Here is a 17,879-nt window from a genome sequence, read left to right on the forward strand (position 1 = left end):
CGGGTTTTAAGCAGATTGTGTAATCCGCTTGCGACGGTCTATAATAGAGGGCGCATTTCGCGCTAGGAGAACTAACACCGTGGCCCAGAACTGGTCCAAGCCTGTTGATGTGGAGCTGGAGACACTCATCCGTGCCCGCTACCCCATTATCTATATTGTCTCGTGGGAAGAACGACGTGTCGAGGAGACACTTCGCGAGATCTGTCAGAAGCGTGGCAAGAAGCTGATCCAGTGGACAATCACCAGTGGGCTGGGTGGCAATGTCGCCTCGCGTGATCCGCTGGCCGCGCTCGATCAAGTGCTCGCCGCTCCCGATCAGACCGTTTTTTTGCTCAAGGACTTCCACCCCTTCATGAACGACCACATGGTCGTCCGCAAGCTCCGTGACCTTGTCTTTGCCCTCAAGACCAGCTTCAAGACCCTGATTCTCCTCTCGCCGACACTCAAGCTGCCCGTCGAACTGGAAAAAGAGATCACGGTGGTGGACTACCAGCTCCCAACTCCTAAAGACATAGATCGCTTGCTCGAGGGCATTATTCAGTCCGTGCGCTCGAACAATCAAATTGATGTGAACCTCACGCCCCTGGAGCGCGAGCAGATCCTAAAAGCCGCGTCGGGCCTCACGAGTAATGAAGCTGAGAATGTCTTTGCTAAGTCGCTGGTCGAGAAGCGCAAGTTCGATATAGACGTCATTCTCTCCGAAAAAGAGCAGATTATTCGAAAGTCCGGGATTCTGGAGTACTACCCCGCCAGTGAGGCCTTCTCGGATGTCGGCGGTATGGACTTACTTAAAGAGTGGATGAGCCAGCGCACCGCAAGTTTCACCGATGCCGCCCGTCAGTACGGACTCCCCGAGCCTAAAGGCGTTTTATTATTAGGAGTTCAAGGCTGTGGGAAATCACTCACCGCAAAAGCGATCGGATCACTCTGGAAATTACCACTTTTACGCTTAGATGTCGGTAAAATCTTCGGTGGAATCGTTGGACAGAGCGAAGAGAATATTAGAAAGGCTATTTCAACCGCAGAATCAGTTGCTCCCTGTGTGGCAGGCGATACACGTATCACACTCTGGGGTGGTGCGGAAAAAACAATCCAGGAACTTTACGATGGGCAAGAAGCTGATCTAACCGTTCAGGGGATGGACGATAACTTCCAAGCAGTGCCCGTGCATGTCAAGGCCATCACACGTCGCGAAGCCCCGGATCTGTTCACTGTCAAGATGCGCCATGCCATACTTCAGACAACGAGCAACCACCAGCACCCCGTTCTACGTAACGGCAAGCTCGCCTGGATACGCACCGACGAACTACAAAAAGGTGATGCAGTTGCAGTTGACGGCAATCGTTTTCCTGATGCCGAGAACTTAACCTCGGTACCAATGGCCGCAAAATTTGGGGATGCCTCTGATGTTACTTGGACACGGATTCTCTCGGTAGACATAGCCGAGACACCAGAATTTGTCTATGATCTTTGCTGCGATAAAACACATAATTTCGTAGCTAATGGGATTTATACACATAACTGCGTGCTCTGGATAGATGAACTTGAAAAAGGCTTTTCGGGGACGCAAAGCTCCGGCTCTAGCGATGGCGGAACCACAAGCCGCGTTTTTGGGACGTTTTTGGCATGGATGCAGGATAAAAAAGCGCCGGTTTTTGTGATCGCGACAAGTAACAATGTGACGGCGCTACCTCCGGAGCTTCTGCGTAAAGGGCGCTTCGATGAGATTTTCTTTGTGGATCTACCCTCAAAAGCGGAGCGCAAGGAGATCTTTGACATTCACTTGAAAAAGCGTGGTCGCGACCCGAAGAACTTCGATACGGTTGAGCTAGGGAAAGTTGCGGTAGGTTTCTCTGGGGCGGAGATCGAGGAGGCGGTAGTCTCGGCGCTCTTCTCGGCGTTTGCGGATCGGGATAAAGACACCAAGACCGGGGAAGAGTCTATCCGCGAGGTAACGGTTGAGGATCTGAAGCGCTCCGTGAAGATCTCCGTGCCGCTTGCGGTGACGATGCAGGAGAGCATTGCCGAGCTGCGTGCCTGGGCCGATAAGCGCGCTCGCCCGGTGTCGTCGGTGCAGTCCGAGTCCGCCGAGGAGATCATGGATGCGGAGCTCGACGAAGGCGATGCGCCGTATCGTATGGACAACCTCGACGACGACGATGCACACTGATGGAAGCGCTTGAGGCGTTTGCGGCACTAGAGGCGAGCCTGGGCGGTGGAGCGCTCGGGCTTGCGGCGGTCTGTGCGGGTGAGAGCGTGTTTTACCAAGCGGACACGCTCTTTCCCACCGCTAGCTCCATTAAGATCGCTATTGTTGAGGAAATCTTCCGGCAAGGGCTGGATTTAATGCAGCCCATCACGGTCACGGAGTCGGACTTCGTCGGCGGGAGCGGCGTGCTGGCAAGCCTAACGCCAGGAATCGCGCTCCCGCTGGGTGATCTGGCAACCCTGACGATCTCCGTCTCAGACAACACGGCGAGTAATCTGTGCCTGCGGGCTGTGGGCGGGCCGGAGGCGGTCAATGCACGGCTGGCCACGTGGGGTTGTACGAGTACCAAGATCCACCGACCGATCAAGTTTCAGCTCCAAGAAGGTGACCCGCCGCACACCGCCACCGGGACGCCTGCGGACTTTCTGAAGCTCCTCGCCCAGCTTGGCCCGGAGACAAAGAAGCGCATGGCGCTCGTCGGCGACACGGAAATGCTCCCCCGCTTACTGGGAGTAAATACCTACGCATCGGACTTACGTGTCGCACCGCCGCCGTTTACCGTTGCCCACAAGCCCGGCGCGGTCACCAGTGTGCGCAACGATGTCGGCTTTATCGAGCAAGGTGGAAAGAGACTCACGGTTGCGATCTTCACCAAGGGCTGCCCCGACCCACGCTGGACAGTGGAGAACGCAGGGTGCGTTGCCGTGGCAAGAGCCAGTCAATACCTCGCCCAGTATTTCTTAGAATCATGACCATTGAGCCACTCACAGGAAGCCAGGCGAACACCGTCTCGGGGTCACCTTCCCCAGCGGTGAGCGCGTCATTCTGCGCCTGCCCCCCCCGTACCGATGGTTTCGCAGGGACGCTTCAGACAATTGGTATGCTGAAAACGCTAGGGTTGCCCGTGCCTGAAGTGATCTCCAGAGATCACCGACCCGATATAGATGCCTCCCGGCTTTGGCTATGTCCCACCTGGCACGCACGGTACCCCCGCCACTTGGTTAGAACTCCTGGAATGTGCTTATCGAAAACGGCGCACTCACGGGGTTGATTGACCTGGACGATGTCTGTGCGGCGATCCGCTCTACTGGCTAGCACTCACCCACGTCGGGCTGGTCTGCGAGACCGCGACGGAGTTCTACGCCACGGAGCTGATTCGGCTCTGGAACCCCACCCTGCTGGAGCCCCGAGTGGCGAGAGCGCATGGAAACGGCGCGTGATCGCTGGCTCCAGAAAAAAGTCACAGCAGACCTCTGAGAATTCTTGGCATATTCTTAGTATTTTTCTGTATAATGCCCTAACGAAAATAAAGGGGCAATTGGAGATGCGTCGTAACTTTACTTTGATTGAGTTGTTAGTTGTCATCGCCATTATCGCGATTCTGGCGGCGATTCTCTTTCCCGTCTTTGCACAGGCGCGAGCAAAAGCGAGGCAGACAAGCTGTCTTGCGAATCTCAGGCAGCTTGCGCAAGGGCAGCTGATGTACACTCAGGACTACGATGAGACCCCGCCCGCTGTCTTCTTTGGCGAGGCCGACACGCCTCGAGGCTACACCTGGCGCTTTGCTCTCCATCCCTATGTTAAGTCCTATCAGGTGCATTTCTGCCCGCAAGTGCGCCTCCGCTCCTGGCGACCGGATAGTCGCCGCCGGGCGTTTCGTATTCGGGTAGGCACAGATGAGCAGGGTCAGCCGATCTACGAGATTGTCTACTCGACCCTAGACTTTCGAGGCACCGCCGCCTACGCCGTCCCGCGCGTTCATCGCTCGCCTGGTGGGGCGACGCCACTCTTTGCCAATCAGGACGAAGACGGCTTCTCCACCAGCTCCCTGGCCGCCGTAACAGACTCTACCCAGACCGTTCTGCTGACTGAGGCGCATACGAAATTCACGGGTAGCTACTGGTGGGATCCCTTCCCCAGCAACTCCCATGGCCTGCGCCTGAGCGCAACCCGACACTCCAACGGTTCCAATGCTGCTTATGTGGATGGCCACGTGCGCTGGAGTGCGCGTGGTCGGCTTGGCTGTGGTCTCGGTGGTGGCGCGGATAACTGCCCCTGGTCTATCGAGTAAAATAGCTTGACATGACACCGCAGACAACTCTGCGCATAGCCCACCCCACGGATCATCTTGAGGAACTTTTGCGCTTCTACCACGATGGCCTCGGCCTGGAGATTCTCGCCTCGTTTGAGAACCACGACGGCCTCGACGGTGTGATGCTCGGCAAACTGGGTGCGCCGTATCACTTTGAGTTCACGCACCACCGAGGCCACACCGTCGGACGCGCCCCGACTCAGGACAACTTGCTCGTCTTCTACCTCCCCGACATGGAGAAATGGCAAGTCGCCGTCGCCCGGATGCAAGCCCACGGCTTCGCTCCCGTGCCTTCCTACAACCCGTACTGGGATAAACTTGGCAAGACCTTCGAGGACGCCGATGGCTACCGTGTCGTCCTACAAAACGCCGCGTGGCCTCTATGACTTCAGCAAAACGCTTGCGGCGGATTCGCTGACCTGGGAGCTGGGGCTGCTGGTGCGCTGGTTTGGCAACAGGGACAGTGCTCTGGCCGCGTGGCTCCGCACGGTACACACGGGGCTGGTGGAAACAGACACGCACTATCCGTTTCTGGCCTACGGCACGGACTGGCTAGCGTTTGCGCATTTAGTGATTGCCATGGCCTTTATCGGACCGTGGCGTGATCCTGTGAAAAATATCTGGGTGATCGAGTTCGGGCTGATCGCCTGCGCAATGGTGCTGCCTCTCGCCTTGATCGCCGGGCCGCTCCGGGGGATTCCTTTTGGATGGCGGCTCATTGACTGCGCCTTCGGTGTCTTTGGAGCGATCCCTCTGTGGCTGATCCGACGCGAAATTCAGCAACTTTGCTAGATAGGGTTTAATGCAGCTTCTCCCAATCATTAGGATAAGGAGAAGCTACCATGATGCATTATATTTTCTGGTCCGCGCTCATCGCGGCAGTGGTGATTGCTCTGGTGAGCCAGCACCAGCGCAACAAGTATGAGGAATGGCCAACAGACAATACGTTCTGACGGCCCTCTCTCGCGCTTATTCCGGGATTGCCCCGAGCCGACGCAGCAGCCATCTTGCTTTCCTCCAATGCCTAGGAGGATATAGCCTTGCCCTTAATCAACTCTTACAAGCATGAAGGGCTATGAAATTTTAAGCGACGCGCAGGTGCAGAGCTTTCTAGACAACGGCTACCTGGTGGTGAAAAACTGCCTCGATCCTACACTTGCCCAGAAGTGGGTGGACGACGGCTTTACCCGCCTGGGCTACGATCCGGATGATCAGGGCACCTGGACAAAAGATATTGTCTGGATGGATCACCACCACAAGCTCCCCGTGCACGAGCTGGCCCCGAAAGCCTGGGCTGCAATTTGCGACCTAGTTGGCGGCGAGGAGCGCTTAGAGACGCAGGTGATGCAGATCGAGTCGGCGCACTTTTCGACCATCAACTCGTTTCTCTGGTCGGATGCCTTTGTCGCCAACTTCCACCGGGGCGCGGATCAGCCCTGGCAGCCACCGAGTGCAGACGTAACCGGCTGGCACAAGGATGGGAGCTACTTCCGGCACTTTTTGGACAGCCGAGAGCAGGCGCTACTAACCATTGTTCTCTGGTCGGACATGCGCCACCAGGGCGGGGGCACTTTCATCGCCCCGGACTCCGTACGTGTCATCGCAAAGCTACTCGCCGAGCACCCTGAGGGAGTCGCCCCCGGCGACTTCAAGTTTCAGGAGATTATCTCCCAGTGCCAGCGCTTCGAGGAGCTGACCGGCGAGGTCGGGGATTTTATCATCCTCCACCCTTTCATGCTTCATGCGTCGTCGCAGAACACGCTCCGCCGCCCGCGCTTCATGACCAACCCACCCGTTGTGCTCAAAGAGCCCATGAACCTCAACCGGGAAAAGATCTCCGAGTTCTCGCTTCTGGAGCGTGCGACGCTGCACTACCTGGGCAAAGAGCGCCTAGAGTTTGTGCCCACTGCTCCCCGTGAGTCGTACTGGTGGCCTGTGACGTAATCCGCCCAATTCCATTGGGCGGAATCGCTTTTTGGTCGCCTTTCGGGCACAATGGGTTCCATGGAAAAACATGAGACCAAGCTTCTGGCCGCTCTTGCCACGATGAATCAAAATATCGTCTCTCAAGATGTCTGGATCACGCCACTCCGGGAGATTCTGGCAAGCCTCGATGCAGAGGAAGCGGCGTGGCAGCCCGCGCCCGACGAGCGCTCGATCGGGGAAATTGTACTGCATCTCGGTGCATGGACGGACTGGGCGGTGCATTTTCTCCAAGGCGAGGATACGGAAGTTACTGACTGGCCGCCGGTCGGGGCGCAGAGCTGGCTTGCCACACGTGACCAAGTGGAAGTCTCTCTCACTGCTTTTGCGGACGGGATCGCGGCACTCACCCCGGAGTCACTTTTTGAGTCACCTACCCCCAATGTCACCCAAACGACTCGTCTGATGGGCATTACCAGCATCCTGGTTCACAATGCCTACCATGCAGGTCAGCTCACCAAGCTACGGGAGCGCTACCCCAAAGCTCCCCTATCTGACTTACCGATGCCATAAGTGTCAGCGTCCTCCCAGCAATCCCACCGTCAGGAGGACGATTGTGGCAGGTTCGGGAGCGCCGCTCGTGATCGCTCCAAGACCAAAATGACCTGGGTTTGAGACACGGAATGCCTGCGTGGAACCGTCCGACGCGCGGGTTCCATAGCCAACAATGGTGGTTCCATCGCTGGAGGCAGCGTAGGTTTCGGTGAGCTTCGTCCAAGCGGAGACATCTTGAGTAACCTCTCCCCACCCCCGGGTACCCTCGGGGCGTGGGAAGGGGCTTTCGGATACAGTCCGCTTATCTGGTGGGTCGTTTAGCTCGGCATCAAACATTGCAACACAGTCTCTGTCGGTGAAGAAGTCGTCCTGTGACGATAGCGGACAGCACCAGAGCGACTCGTGTTTTCGAGCCAAACAATCCACTACAATTCATCCCTTGAGCTGTTTTCACGAATCGAAACAGGATTTCTGAAAGCTCTGTTTTTGAACGATGAGGTATCCAAAACGGGGACTTTCGGGAAGGTTTTTAAGACATCCCACACGTCGAAATTATTCGTGAAAAAGGCTCCCTTGACATATCAATAAAAAAGTGTAAGATTATCGTGACTATGCGTAACCATTGGCAGTGGAGAATTAACGATGAATTTTTTTTTACCCCTTTGTTTTGTTGTTGCTATAACTGTCTCGCCTTTCCCTTTGACTGCTCCTGCCGAGCGAAAGGGTGTTGAAGAAATTGGTAAGCTCCTTCAGAAGAAGCCTACTATCATCATTGGCAATGTCCGCAACTTCGGGCGCATTAAGTCGCTGATTACAGAAATGAAGCTCAAAGATGGTTTCAGTGAATTGGACTTTGACTCACCGATCAACTCCAAGCAGATTGAGAAGGCTAGTCTTCTCATTCTCGTTGACCGTGAGCAGGGGGACATTTCCGCAGAGCTCGAATATCTGATCCCAGCTTCGGTGAAGGCTGGTAGTAGTAGTTCATCGAAAAGTAGTAGTAATGCATCAAGTGGTCGGCTTGATAAAGGCGATATCACGGTTTTTGCCACTGAGGAGCGTAAAGACGGATATCGTGTCGTTTATATCAGTGCTCCAAACCGCGACGCACTTATTAGCTTCATTGATATAGACTTGCGAAGTGACGATACTAATTTAAAGGACTATGACCGTAAGCTTGGGCCCAAGTCACTCCGCAAGGTTAAACGCCCCTCAGCGCCCGAAATTCTTTTTCCGACGGGAATACTAAAAACGACGCGTCCCCCGATCTTCTTCCTTGCAAGCCGTGAGACGGAGAAACAGGTCTTTGATATACAATTCACCCCGAGCGCAGGATCTAAAGACCGCCGTCGTGAGGAGTTTGGGCGTGAGGGAAGCATCTTTCAAACAAGTGACGGCGGCTGGGTTGCCTTTGATCAGGCGATCCGTCCCGCCGATGAGTATGAGCTGAATATTTGGGGAGTCAAATTGCCACAAGGACTTGAGCGTACGAACCGAGCAATTTATGTCTATGAGCCGAATTTCGATGTCCAGGCCGGACGTCCTTACTCGGTTCGAGTGCGGTCTCGCTATCTCGATGCCCGTGATAGCAAGCCCGGTATGTGGTCGAGCGAAGAAGAAGACCTCACTGTCAACGTACCACAACAGCCTACAGACCTAGGCCCTGCTGAGAGCTTGACGCGTAATGATGAGACGACAGAGTTCTTAGATCCTGTTTTTTCTATCGACGGTAAGTTGATGCTCTATCGTACAAACCGCTCCAGTAAGAGCAACGATGTCAATAATATATGGGAGATATTTGCTGACAATCCCATTACCCCTGGCACAGGCTCTAATAAAATTACTGGAAGCAACCGCGGTAGCAGTGACTTAAAGCCGTCATGGGGACCGGTTTTGGGTGATAATGTTGGCTATGTGACATTTTCCCGTCAAGAGAGTGCAACGCGAGGAGGCAAGATGGCTCAAAACCTCTGGTATGTTGCAGTACCTACAGCCGAAAAACCAGATGTTCCCTTTGGTATGACTCAACTCACCAATTTTGACCAGCGCTGTTTTGACCCCGCATGGTCATCTGATGGGAAACGTTGCGCTTTTAGTAAAGAAAACGGACGCGGCGAAATCGAGATATGGCTAGTAGAGCCGGGCAAGAACCCGCGCGTTTTGGTTAATGGAATCACGCCCGCATGGGGAATAGACAACCGAACTCTCTATTACTCCAGTAAGGAGGGCGGCTCGTTCGATATTTGGACGATCGACACACTCAGCGGAGCCAAGAAATCTATCACGAGCGAGGCTGGGGATGAATTCTCACCCGCTATCAATCCAACCGGCAATGGTGATATTGCTTATGTCTCCACTGCTTCAGGAAACTATGATATTTGGGTATTACGGGGACGCAACTCAGTGCAACTGACTCAATGGCTTGGCAACGACATTAGCCCTACCTGGACTCCCGATGGTAAGAAACTAGTTTTCGCCACCACGCGGTTCTCGACCAAGCAGCGCTATGGGCTTGCTAGCATTGACCCCTATGGGATTAAGTAGGTCTATTAGGGACGTTGTGGAGGCTTCCACTGGGTCATTTGTCTCGGTACACAGCATTCCTACTTGGTTGCTGTCGATGAAGGAGTCATAAACTCACGATGGAGGATGGCTTCGGAGCGGTTCATGTTTTCGAGACAAATGACCTACTAGTGCGCTGGCCATCATGTCTTACTGTTTGCCAGAGCGTGTCGGCTGGATCTTGCGGATTTTGTATCCTCCCCAAAAAACACAGCCACTCGGAAGGGCCTCACTACGGTGGCCTGAACCTCCCGTACCACCTGATGCCCCCAACAGTCTGGTTGCTCCATCCGGTCGCCTCGTCTGGAAATTCGTTTTTTGTTCTTAGCGAAGGCGATCAATTTAATGGCGAACCAGAACCGACACAGAGCTGCCTGAAATGCGTCCGAACGGAGGGGCGTTTCCGGGAGCGGCCAATCCTGGTACCCACACATCAGCAAGCCCAAAAGGACGCCACTTCGCTACGACGATCTGCCGCATGGAAGCGCATCCGATGGATCTACCATGATCAATGGAACCCTTATGAGATAGACGAAAATCAGTGCTGGCGTTTTATCCAGGCCCAGGCAAATTCCATCCCCAGGTCGTAGTGTTGCGTGAGGAGAGGCGATACGTTTTTTGCTAGCGTGCGCCGTCGTACTCGTTGTTGACGGCTTGCACTAAAGCTTTCATGTAGGCAATCGAGTAGGCCAGGCCAGGGCGGGAGCCGCCGAGCATCTGGGGAATATGATCCGGGATGATCGCGCCATCGTACTCCACCTCGCGCAGGGCACGCATCACTAAGTGCATGTCCTGGTAGCCATCGTCAATGAAGGTCTCCTGCCAGGGCTCCGGCATGGGGTTGCTGACATTGCGGAAGTGGACTTTGAAGAGCTTCTTCTGCGCCGCGAAGCTGCGAATGGCGGCGATCACATCACAGCCCATCCCAACCGTCCCGCCCTCCAGCCAGCACCCGACACACAGACAAACCCCAATGTAGGGCGAGTTGGCGATGTCGAGCGCTCTTTGGTAGCCCGCCGCATTGCCAAAGATGCAGCGTGGAATCCCGCCCAGCGCATAGACCGGGGGATCGTCGGGATGGATGCCGATACAGACCTTCGTTTCCTCCGCCACGGGAGCCACTTGGTTCATAAAATACGTGTAGTTCTCCCACAGCTCATCTTCCGTGTAGACCCGCCCGTGGGTCAGCTCCCCCTCGAAGACTTTCTCGATCCAGTGCCCCTTGGCGTTCTTAATATCCAGCACCCGCGCCTGCACGCCGCCCCGCCCCGCCGTGTGCCCCGTGCTCCAGATGCCATTTCCCATGTGGGCGTAGGTGTGGTAGAAAATCCCCGCTTTCTGCAAGTTGCGCAGAAATCCCAGAAACTCCTCGATCTTCGCATCGCGCCCCGGCAAGCCCAGCGTGATCTCGGGAACGTTGTGCACCCCGTGGTTGCCGATACGATAGATCTTCACCCCGTACTTGCCAAGCCGCTCACTCAGTCGGCAGTAGTCATCGGCGGTGTGGTGCGCCGGGTTGACGATATTGAGCATCGCCCACTCGACCCCGAGCTGCTGCAAAAATTGGAGGTCTTCGTCGCTCGCCTCGGAGCTGACATAGGTGCCGATCTGGATACCCGGCTTGGAGCCATAGAACCCTGGCACCGCCCGGAGTGGATACTGCGTTGTGTTGCTCATCTTTTTATCTCGCCCCGATGAACCGGGGCGTCTTTTTATCGCTTCGCGACACGAAGGGCGTGCCGCCCATGCAGAGTTCGGATGGGCCGGAGGCCCTTTGTGTCCGAAGAATGAGGACAATAAGACGCCCCGGTTCATCGGGGCGACTACTAGGACTGCTAATGATTAAACAGAAACTCCTTCGAGTTGAGCAGTGCCCAGAGGATGTCCTCGGCTTCCTTACGCTTATCTTTGGCTTCGCGCAGAGACATCACGGCATCGAATGTCTCGCCCCCATCGGGGAGACGAGTCAGCGACGCGAGATAGAGTTCCTGCACCAGCTTGACTTCGGGTGTTTTTGCTTCGACGAGCTTGGCAATGCGGCCCGTCTTGTTAGAGAGCTTCTCGTTGATGCCCTTGCCGTTCATGAAGTGCAGGAGCTGCCCAAGGTTCGGGGCCTCTAAGCGCTCACACTGGCAGACGATATTGCGAGCGGGACGGCCAAACAGATCGAGAAAATACGAGCCCGCTGTCGTGTCCGGGAGCTCGGCGGCGCGCATCCCGGCGGGGTAGCCACCGAATTTTTCGGGCACGCCGGTCGCGGAGCCCACGGCGTCTAGGAGCGGCTCGGCGTCTAAGCGCTTGAAGAAGTAGTGCGAAAAATAGCGCGTGTCAGCGACATTGATCTTGCTGGGGAAGGCGGTGCGCTGGTAGGCGCGCGTGGCAAGAATCGTGCGCATCGTGTGCTTCAAGTCGTAGCCATGGCTCACAAAATCAGCGGCCAACCAGTCCAGAAGCAACGGATTGCTTGGCGGGTTCGTGACCCGCACATCATCCACGGGATCAATCAGGCCCTGCCCCATAAAGTGCTTCCAGAGCCGGTTGACCAGGACTTTGGCAAAGAAGGGGTTCTTCGTATCCGTGAGCCAGTCCGCAAACGCGAGGCGCCGGTCACCCGTGAATTCTTTGGGGACAGGAGCGCCGTCTAAGGCAGTCGGCGTCATCACTTTACCCGTGCGTGGGTTGGTCGTCTCACCGGAGCTCACCGTGTAGATGATCTTCTCATCGGGAGCTTCGCCATTTTTGGTCTTGACACGCGAGAAGAACGCGGCGAATTGGTAGTACTGGTGCTGCTTCCACTTCTCGTACGGGTGGTTGTGGCAGCGGGCACACTGAATCCGGACACCCAGAAAGACCTGCGAGGTGGTCTCGGTAAGCGCATCAGGCGTGGCAGCGGCGCGGAAGTAGTTGGCCGGGCCCTCGTCGTAGGCGCTTCCCCGGGCGAGCAGTAGCTCACGTGCCATCGTGTTCCAGGGCTTATTGGCCGCGACGCTATCGCGAATCCAGCGGTTGAGCGCCGTCAAGCCTTTGTCACCCAGTACATTGCGATTGCTCCGCAGCAGATCGCCCCACTTGAGAGTCCAGTAGTCCACGTACTCGGGGCGCTCCAACAATCTCTCCACGAGCTTGGTGCGCTTCTGTGGATCGGTATCCGTCAGAAACGCACGGGCCTCATCGGGCGTCGGGAGCAGACCGATCAGATCCAGCGAGACGCGGCGCAAAAAGTCCGAGTCTGAGCAGTTGGGCGATGTGTCCAGGCCGAGTGCGGCGAGCTTGCGCTCAATCAGACGATCCACCGTGGTAGGCTGGGCCTGCGGGGCACGGGGCGCGGCAAAGGGACTCAGCAGCGATGCCGTGGCGACCCGATCCTGGTAGCGGATGAGAATTGCGCCCTCCCCCTTGCCGACGATCTTTGCATTGCCATCGAGCGTGACTTGCGCGACGGAGCCATCGCTGACACTGAACAGAGACTCCGCGCTCACATCGCGGCGGGTTTTATCGGAAAAGCTCGCCCAGACACGAAAGCGCTGTTTCTGCCCCACGGAGAGCGTTCGCACGGCGGGCACGATCTCCAGCCCCGTCACGTCGGGTTCCTCAGGCAGAGGCTTTGGCATCCCCGCCGCGATCCAGTCGGCCAGGAGCTTGTGCGCGGGCGAGCCCGCCTCAAAGAGCTGGCCGCCTTTATGGCTCACCAGCATCGTCGGTTTACGCAGAAGTAGGCTATTCTCCGGCTGCGCGGGCGACACACGGCGGCCCGCGGCGGCACGGGTAATAGACTCGTAGTCGGCATCCGGGTCATAGCCCTGAAGGGAGAGCTTAAAGCCGCCCTTGCCCTGCTGTGCCCCGTGACAGCCGCCTTGGTTGCAGCCGTAGCGCGTGAGAAGCGGCATCACATCTGACCGGAAACGCGGCGGCTTAGCCCCCGCGAGGCCTGTTACCTGCACAGGGATCATCAGTATCTGCCCGTTGCGCGTTGCCGTCAGCACCGTCGCGCCGTCTTTACGTGGCCAGAGCATGCCGTCTTTCAGCACCGCAAGGCTCGGGTTTGCCAGCGCCAGCTTGACACCGCCGGTCACATCCCGCCCATTCTCCTCCACCAGCACCCGCGCCGACGAGTACGCTCCCGCGAGCGCGATGGCCTTCTCCCCGCCCGAAAACGCGAGCGTGAGTTTAGTGGTTGGGGGCGCGCTGTAGCTCAGCGCCGCTAAACCAAGTAGTGCCCCGATGCAGACTAGCCGTTTCATAAACGGATTATACCGTTTATCTCCCCAATCAGAACGGCAAGGAAAGGCCTGATAAAATAGAGCACCATGCCCATTTACGAGTACCGCTGTAAGTCCTGCCAGCAGAGTTTCGAGACGTTGCGCTCATTTTCCCAAAAAGACGAGCCCACGCCCTGCCCCGAGTGTGGGACGCTCACGAAGACGCGCCTGCTCTCCCTCACCGCTGCCCAGAGTCATGGAGAAAGCTGTGGCTGGGACGCGGGAGCTGCCGCCTGTGTACGCCCTGGCTGAGCGCTGCCCACCAGGCGCTGATCCGTGTGATCCGCTTTTTTTGATTTTTTACTTTTTGCTCAACGCGACGATACAGACTTCACTATGCCTGAAAAACGTTACTACATTACTACACCTATCTACTACGTCAACGGGGTTCCCCACGTCGGGAGCGCCACGACCACGCTTCTGTGCGATGCCCACACACGCTATCGAAAATTGCGCGGCGACAACGCTTACTTCTTAACGGGCACCGATGAGCACGCGCAGAAAGTCGCGGATGCCGCCGTGAAGGTGGGCAAGATCCCCCAGGCTTTTGTGGATGAGGTGAGCCAGCGCTTTGTGGAGTGCTGGCAGTATCTTGGAATCGAGTACGACAGCTTTATTCGCACCAGTGAGGAGCGCCACAAGAAAGTCGTCCGCGAAGTTTTCTCACGCCTCCAAGCCAGTGGTGATGTTTATTTGGGAGTCTACGAGGGCTGGTACTCCGTAGCCGACGAGACATTTTTCCGCGACACCGATGTGGACGAGAATGGGATCGTCAAAGAGACCGGCGCAAAAGTCGAGCGGATTCAGGAGGAGGTGCACTACTTCAAACTCTCAGCCTACGGCGAGCGGCTCAAGGCGCATATTGATGCCCACCCCACTTTCTTACTGCCCGAGACACGCCGCAACGAGGTGCTGGCAATGATCGAGGACGGCCTGCGCGATATTGCTATTAGCCGCAAAAACGCGGGCTGGGGCATTGCCGTGCCGGGTGATCCTGAGAAAGTCTTTTATGTCTGGTTCGATGCGCTCATCAACTACCTAAGCGACACCGGCTGGCCAGAGAGCCCTGACTGGAACACGCGCTGGCCCGCGGATGCGCACCTGATGGCAAAAGAGATCTACGCGCGGTTTCACGCCACGTTCTGGCCCGCCATGCTCCTGGGACTAGGTCTGCCGCTTCCCAAGCACGTAGTCGGGCACGGCTGGTGGACGGTGGGCGGTGAGAAGGGTAGCAAGAGCAAGGGCAATATCCCGGAGCCTAAAGCCGTGGTAGAGGCACTGGTTGCCGCCAGCGGAGCCTCGGAAAGCGCTGCAAAAGACGCGCTGCGCTACTATTTACTGCGCGACATTCGCTTTACCGATGACTCTGAGTTCTCGCTGGAGCTGCTCGCCAATCGCTGGAACGCCGATCTGGGCAACGACTTTGGAAACGTGCTCAATCGCATCTTGAAAGCCACGTACTTCGATGGTGTGGTTCCCGTAAACGCCCCACTCGATGCCGGGCTCGCGGCGCTTGCTGCCGAGACTGTCGCGGGCTACACAAAAGCCCTGGAGCGCTTTGACTGGGGCAGTGCGCTGGCCTCGGTCTGGCCGCTGCTGCGCGCGGTGAATGTCTACCTAGCACAAAAAGCCCCGTGGAAAGCGGCCAAGGCAGGCGAGACGGAGGCCGTCGCTGAGGCCGTCTACAATGCGCTGGAAGGTGTCCGCCTAGCGACTTACCTCCTCTCGCCCGTCATGCCCGGTGTCGCCGCAGAAGTGGCCCAGCAGCTCGGTGTCGCCTCGCTCACAGACGGCACCTGGGAAGAGAGCACACGCTTCGGCACACTGCCCGGCGGCATCAGGACCGGCGAGCCCGCGCCCCTCTTCCCGCGCGTTGATACGAAAATCTTAACTTTAACGGAGACTCCCATGGAAACAACACCTGCGCCCTCTGTGGCGACTGAGACACCAGCTGAGACCAGCAACGAAATTACCATTGATGACTTTCTGAAAGTCGAGCTACGTATCGCCGATATTGTGGCTGCCGAGAAAGTCGAAGGGGCTGATAAGCTCCTGAAGCTGCAACTGAAGATCGGCGAAGAGGATCGGCAGATTGTCAGCGGCATCGCCACCGCTTACACGCCTGAGGAGCTTGTCGGACGGCAGATAGTCGTGGTCTACAACCTCAAGCCCCGTAAGATGCGCGGTGTCGAGAGTAAGGGTATGCTGCTCGCCGCCACCGATGCCGAGGGCAATGCGATCCTCCTCCAGCCCGATAAAAAGGCCGACTCAGGAAGCACGGTACGGTAACCCGATGAAACTAGCACTTCTTTCGGACAATCGGCTGGCCGTGACCTACGGCGACGAGGAGCAGCTCCTGCCTGTGGCAGCGGCGCTGGCGGCGGCGGGAGACATGGCGGCGACTCCGGCCACCCCGTTTGAGGCGGCGTGCGACGTAACCGCGCTGAGCAAGCGGCTAGAGCGGGCGCTCTCGATCTTGCTGGAGACGGGACAGCTCGATGACTTGCTGCTTGCCCCGTTTGCGCCGCGTCTTGCACCGATTCCACGCCCCAATCGCATCCTAGCCATTGGCCGCAACTACGCCGAGCACGCCAGAGAGCTGGGTAATGCCGTCCCCGATGAGCCCGTGGTGTTTCTGAAAGCCTCCCAGAGCGTCATTGGGCCAGACCGCGAGATATGTATTCCCGACTGGGCCGGGCGCGTGGACTTTGAGGGCGAGCTGCTCGTGGTGCTGGGCAAAGGCGGGAAGAATATCCCTGAAAAAGACGCGATGGACTGCGTTGTGGCCTACACGTGCTTTAACGATGTCACGGCGCGCGAGAAATCCAAGGCGCTCCAGAGTAAGGGACATCCGTGGTTTCTGGCCAAGAGCCTCGACACGTTTGGCCCGCTCGGGCCGCATTTAGTGACGGTGGACGAGATCCCGGACCCATCGGATGTCGGGGTGCAGCTCCGGGTGAATGGCGAGACGCGCCAGGACGGGCGCACCAGTCAGATGATCCACTCAATTCCCAAGCTCATCGCCTATCTCTCTCAGTGGTTTGCCTTAGAGCCCGGCGACGTGATCGCAACAGGGACGCCGCCCGGAGTGGGGCCGCTTGTTGTGGGTGATCTTGTGGAGGTGGAGGTCGAGGGAATCGGGTGCTTGCGAAGCGCTGTTTCAAAAGGGGCAAATTAAGGTAAAATGCGAGCCGGAGGATTTTTTATGTTAACAAGACGTGTTTTCTGTGCGCTTTTCGCCCTAAGTGGCGTTCTCTTTGCAGGCTGTGGGAGCAGTTCGGGAGTGGTTCCCACGGACTACTTTACTACCACACTGCTGGGTAACCAGGAAGTACCCGCCAATAGCACCCCTGGTGTCGGTACGGCGTCGGTGTCAACGGTGGACGGAAAGACCCGCGTGGTAGTGGACATCCTTGGTCTTACGGGTACCATCACGGGTGCACATATCCACGCAGGAGCCCCGGGCGTGAATGGCTCCGTCGTTCTTAACCTGCTCACGGGTACAGGAACGGGAACGCGCGATACGAGCAAGCCCGGTGAGCTTCATCTGGACTTCAAGTACGATGCAGCCGTGTCTGGCCTGAGCAACAAGACACACTACATCAATGTTCACACGGTGCCCAACCCCAGTGGCGAGCTACGCGGTGACCTTGTCAAGGCCTAGTTAGTCTCTGCTCTGCCCTTCTCCCGCTTCACGGAGAGGGGCATTTGTTTTTTTGCGGAAGAGGCTACGGAGCGCTTTGCGAATTCTGCCCCAGAAAAAAATGGAAACCCCCACCCCAACCAGCACCACACCGAGGGCAGCGACGGGGTAGAAAACGGCTAGGGAGGCAGTGCCAATGGCGATACCATCCTCCGCAAGACTGATCAGTGCCCCCGCGCCTGGTGTCGCATTGACCGCAGGCCGAACCGCCGCTTTAGTGCCATGGCTGGAGAGTGCCAGTGTTCCCCCGATCAAAAAGGCGATTGTCTTAACAGTCGGATCGAAGTGCCCAAACGCTCCCGCCGCTAGAATGGCCCCGGCGGGAACCCTCAAAAAAGTGTGGATCGCATCCCAGGCATGATCCACGACGGGAATTTTATCGGCGATAAACTCCACAACATAGAGTACCAGCGCTACCCCGATCACCCACCCGCTCGTGAGAAAGTTCAAGTCACCCGGGAGTGTCAGGTGGGCAAAGCGCCCCAGAAGCCCCAGAGTCGCCACGGTCGCATAGAGATTGATCCCCGAGACCCACGCACCCCCCAGCGCCATGCCCAGTGTTGCCAAGCTACCCAT

16 protein-coding genes are annotated in these 17,879 nt (G+C 57.1%); 12 read left to right on the plus strand and 4 right to left on the minus strand.

Annotated features, from left to right (window positions below; all coding sequences use genetic code 11):
* The first annotated feature begins 79 nt into the window (after positions 1–79).
* From ACH2ED_RS13095 to ACH2ED_RS13125, 7 genes are all read left to right on the plus strand, one after another.
* Complete coding sequence (locus ACH2ED_RS13095) at positions 80–2,170, plus strand: AAA family ATPase (protein ID WP_395091730.1); 2,091 nt, start codon at positions 80–82, stop codon at positions 2,168–2,170.
* Positions 2,170–2,961 (plus strand): serine hydrolase, encoded by a 792-nt coding sequence (locus tag ACH2ED_RS13100; RefSeq protein ID WP_395091732.1) that lies wholly within the window; start codon positions 2,170–2,172, stop codon positions 2,959–2,961. Before ACH2ED_RS13095 ends, ACH2ED_RS13100 begins: the two co-directional genes overlap by 1 nt.
* Positions 2,962–3,533: 572 nt before the next feature.
* On the plus strand, positions 3,534–4,280 hold the full coding sequence (locus ACH2ED_RS13105; RefSeq protein ID WP_395091734.1) for a prepilin-type N-terminal cleavage/methylation domain-containing protein: 747 nt from the start codon (positions 3,534–3,536) through the stop codon (positions 4,278–4,280).
* A gap of 11 nt (positions 4,281–4,291) precedes the next feature.
* Positions 4,292–4,687 (plus strand): VOC family protein, encoded by a 396-nt coding sequence (locus ACH2ED_RS13110; protein WP_395091737.1) that lies wholly within the window; start codon positions 4,292–4,294, stop codon positions 4,685–4,687.
* Positions 4,644–5,093 (plus strand): hypothetical protein, encoded by a 450-nt coding sequence (locus tag ACH2ED_RS13115; RefSeq protein WP_395091739.1) that lies wholly within the window; start codon positions 4,644–4,646, stop codon positions 5,091–5,093. The genes ACH2ED_RS13110 and ACH2ED_RS13115 overlap by 44 nt, the downstream gene beginning before the upstream one ends.
* A gap of 273 nt (positions 5,094–5,366) precedes the next feature.
* Positions 5,367–6,245 carry a phytanoyl-CoA dioxygenase family protein gene (locus ACH2ED_RS13120; RefSeq protein WP_395091742.1) on the plus strand — a complete coding sequence of 293 codons (879 nt, stop codon included), beginning with the start codon at positions 5,367–5,369 and terminating at the stop codon, positions 6,243–6,245.
* 60 nt (positions 6,246–6,305) lie between these two features.
* Positions 6,306–6,797, plus strand: coding sequence for a DinB family protein (locus tag ACH2ED_RS13125; RefSeq protein ID WP_395091745.1), 492 nt, complete (start codon positions 6,306–6,308; stop codon positions 6,795–6,797).
* A 3-nt stretch (positions 6,798–6,800) separates the two neighbouring features.
* Here the strand turns inward: ACH2ED_RS13125 and ACH2ED_RS13130 are convergent, their stop codons facing one another.
* The gene (locus tag ACH2ED_RS13130) at positions 6,801–7,196 is read right to left on the minus strand and encodes a hypothetical protein (protein ID WP_395091748.1); all 396 of its coding nucleotides are present in this window, start codon (positions 7,194–7,196) and stop codon (positions 6,801–6,803) included.
* Positions 7,197–7,421: 225 nt separating this feature from the next.
* Between ACH2ED_RS13130 and ACH2ED_RS13135 the strand changes: the two genes are divergently transcribed.
* Positions 7,422–9,323, plus strand: coding sequence for a TolB family protein (locus ACH2ED_RS13135; RefSeq protein ID WP_395091750.1), 1,902 nt, complete (start codon positions 7,422–7,424; stop codon positions 9,321–9,323).
* Positions 9,324–9,962: 639 nt separating this feature from the next.
* Here ACH2ED_RS13135 and ACH2ED_RS13140 read toward each other — a convergent pair.
* Positions 9,963–11,018 (minus strand): mannonate dehydratase, encoded by a 1,056-nt coding sequence (locus ACH2ED_RS13140; protein WP_395091752.1) that lies wholly within the window; start codon positions 11,016–11,018, stop codon positions 9,963–9,965.
* A gap of 158 nt (positions 11,019–11,176) precedes the next feature.
* Positions 11,177–13,582: a DUF1549 domain-containing protein gene (locus tag ACH2ED_RS13145; protein ID WP_395091755.1), complete on the minus strand. Its 2,406-nt coding sequence runs from the start codon at positions 13,580–13,582 to the stop codon at positions 11,177–11,179.
* Positions 13,583–13,648: 66 nt separating this feature from the next.
* On the opposite strand from ACH2ED_RS13145, the gene ACH2ED_RS13150 reads away from it, so the two are divergent.
* From ACH2ED_RS13150 to ACH2ED_RS13165, 4 genes are all read left to right on the plus strand, one after another.
* Positions 13,649–13,852, plus strand: a complete 204-nt coding sequence (locus ACH2ED_RS13150) for a zinc ribbon domain-containing protein (protein ID WP_395091757.1) — start codon at positions 13,649–13,651, stop codon at positions 13,850–13,852.
* Between the two features lie 84 nt (positions 13,853–13,936).
* A complete protein-coding gene (metG, locus tag ACH2ED_RS13155) occupies positions 13,937–15,889 on the plus strand; it encodes a methionine--tRNA ligase (RefSeq protein ID WP_395091759.1) in 1,953 nt (650 codons plus the stop codon).
* A 4-nt stretch (positions 15,890–15,893) separates the two neighbouring features.
* Positions 15,894–16,778, plus strand: a complete 885-nt coding sequence (locus ACH2ED_RS13160) for a fumarylacetoacetate hydrolase family protein (protein WP_395091762.1) — start codon at positions 15,894–15,896, stop codon at positions 16,776–16,778.
* 27 nt (positions 16,779–16,805) lie between these two features.
* Entirely contained in the window at positions 16,806–17,264 is a 459-nt protein-coding gene (locus ACH2ED_RS13165; RefSeq protein ID WP_395091764.1) for a CHRD domain-containing protein, read from the plus strand.
* On the opposite strand, the gene ACH2ED_RS13170 is transcribed toward ACH2ED_RS13165, so the two are convergent.
* On the minus strand, positions 17,265–17,879 hold the full coding sequence (locus ACH2ED_RS13170) for a DUF4126 domain-containing protein (RefSeq protein WP_395091767.1): 615 nt from the start codon (positions 17,877–17,879) through the stop codon (positions 17,265–17,267).

Source organism: Armatimonas sp. (assembly GCF_043757465.1).
In the GTDB taxonomy this organism is placed as follows: Bacteria; Armatimonadota; Armatimonadia; order Armatimonadales; family Armatimonadaceae; genus Armatimonas.

What these genes read in the sequence shown, in the direction of transcription:
- ACH2ED_RS13110 (WP_395091737.1), top strand. Translation starts at nt 4,292, where the DNA reads ATGACACCGCAGACAACTCTGCGCATAGCCCACCCCACGGATCATCTT.
- metG (WP_395091759.1), top strand. Translation starts at nt 13,937, where the DNA reads ATGCCTGAAAAACGTTACTACATTACTACACCTATCTACTACGTCAAC.
- ACH2ED_RS13170 (WP_395091767.1), bottom strand. Translation starts at nt 17,879, where the DNA reads ATGGGTAGCTTGGCAACACTGGGCATGGCGCTGGGGGGTGCGTGGGTC.
- ACH2ED_RS13115 (WP_395091739.1), top strand. Translation starts at nt 4,644, where the DNA reads ATGGCTACCGTGTCGTCCTACAAAACGCCGCGTGGCCTCTATGACTTC.
- ACH2ED_RS13165 (WP_395091764.1), top strand. Translation starts at nt 16,806, where the DNA reads ATGTTAACAAGACGTGTTTTCTGTGCGCTTTTCGCCCTAAGTGGCGTT.
- ACH2ED_RS13160 (WP_395091762.1), top strand. Translation starts at nt 15,894, where the DNA reads ATGAAACTAGCACTTCTTTCGGACAATCGGCTGGCCGTGACCTACGGC.
- ACH2ED_RS13150 (WP_395091757.1), top strand. Translation starts at nt 13,649, where the DNA reads ATGCCCATTTACGAGTACCGCTGTAAGTCCTGCCAGCAGAGTTTCGAG.
- ACH2ED_RS13125 (WP_395091745.1), top strand. Translation starts at nt 6,306, where the DNA reads ATGGAAAAACATGAGACCAAGCTTCTGGCCGCTCTTGCCACGATGAAT.
- ACH2ED_RS13120 (WP_395091742.1), top strand. Translation starts at nt 5,367, where the DNA reads ATGAAGGGCTATGAAATTTTAAGCGACGCGCAGGTGCAGAGCTTTCTA.
- ACH2ED_RS13140 (WP_395091752.1), bottom strand. Translation starts at nt 11,018, where the DNA reads ATGAGCAACACAACGCAGTATCCACTCCGGGCGGTGCCAGGGTTCTAT.
- ACH2ED_RS13135 (WP_395091750.1), top strand. Translation starts at nt 7,422, where the DNA reads ATGAATTTTTTTTTACCCCTTTGTTTTGTTGTTGCTATAACTGTCTCG.
- ACH2ED_RS13100 (WP_395091732.1), top strand. Translation starts at nt 2,170, where the DNA reads ATGGAAGCGCTTGAGGCGTTTGCGGCACTAGAGGCGAGCCTGGGCGGT.
- ACH2ED_RS13105 (WP_395091734.1), top strand. Translation starts at nt 3,534, where the DNA reads ATGCGTCGTAACTTTACTTTGATTGAGTTGTTAGTTGTCATCGCCATT.
- ACH2ED_RS13145 (WP_395091755.1), bottom strand. Translation starts at nt 13,582, where the DNA reads ATGAAACGGCTAGTCTGCATCGGGGCACTACTTGGTTTAGCGGCGCTG.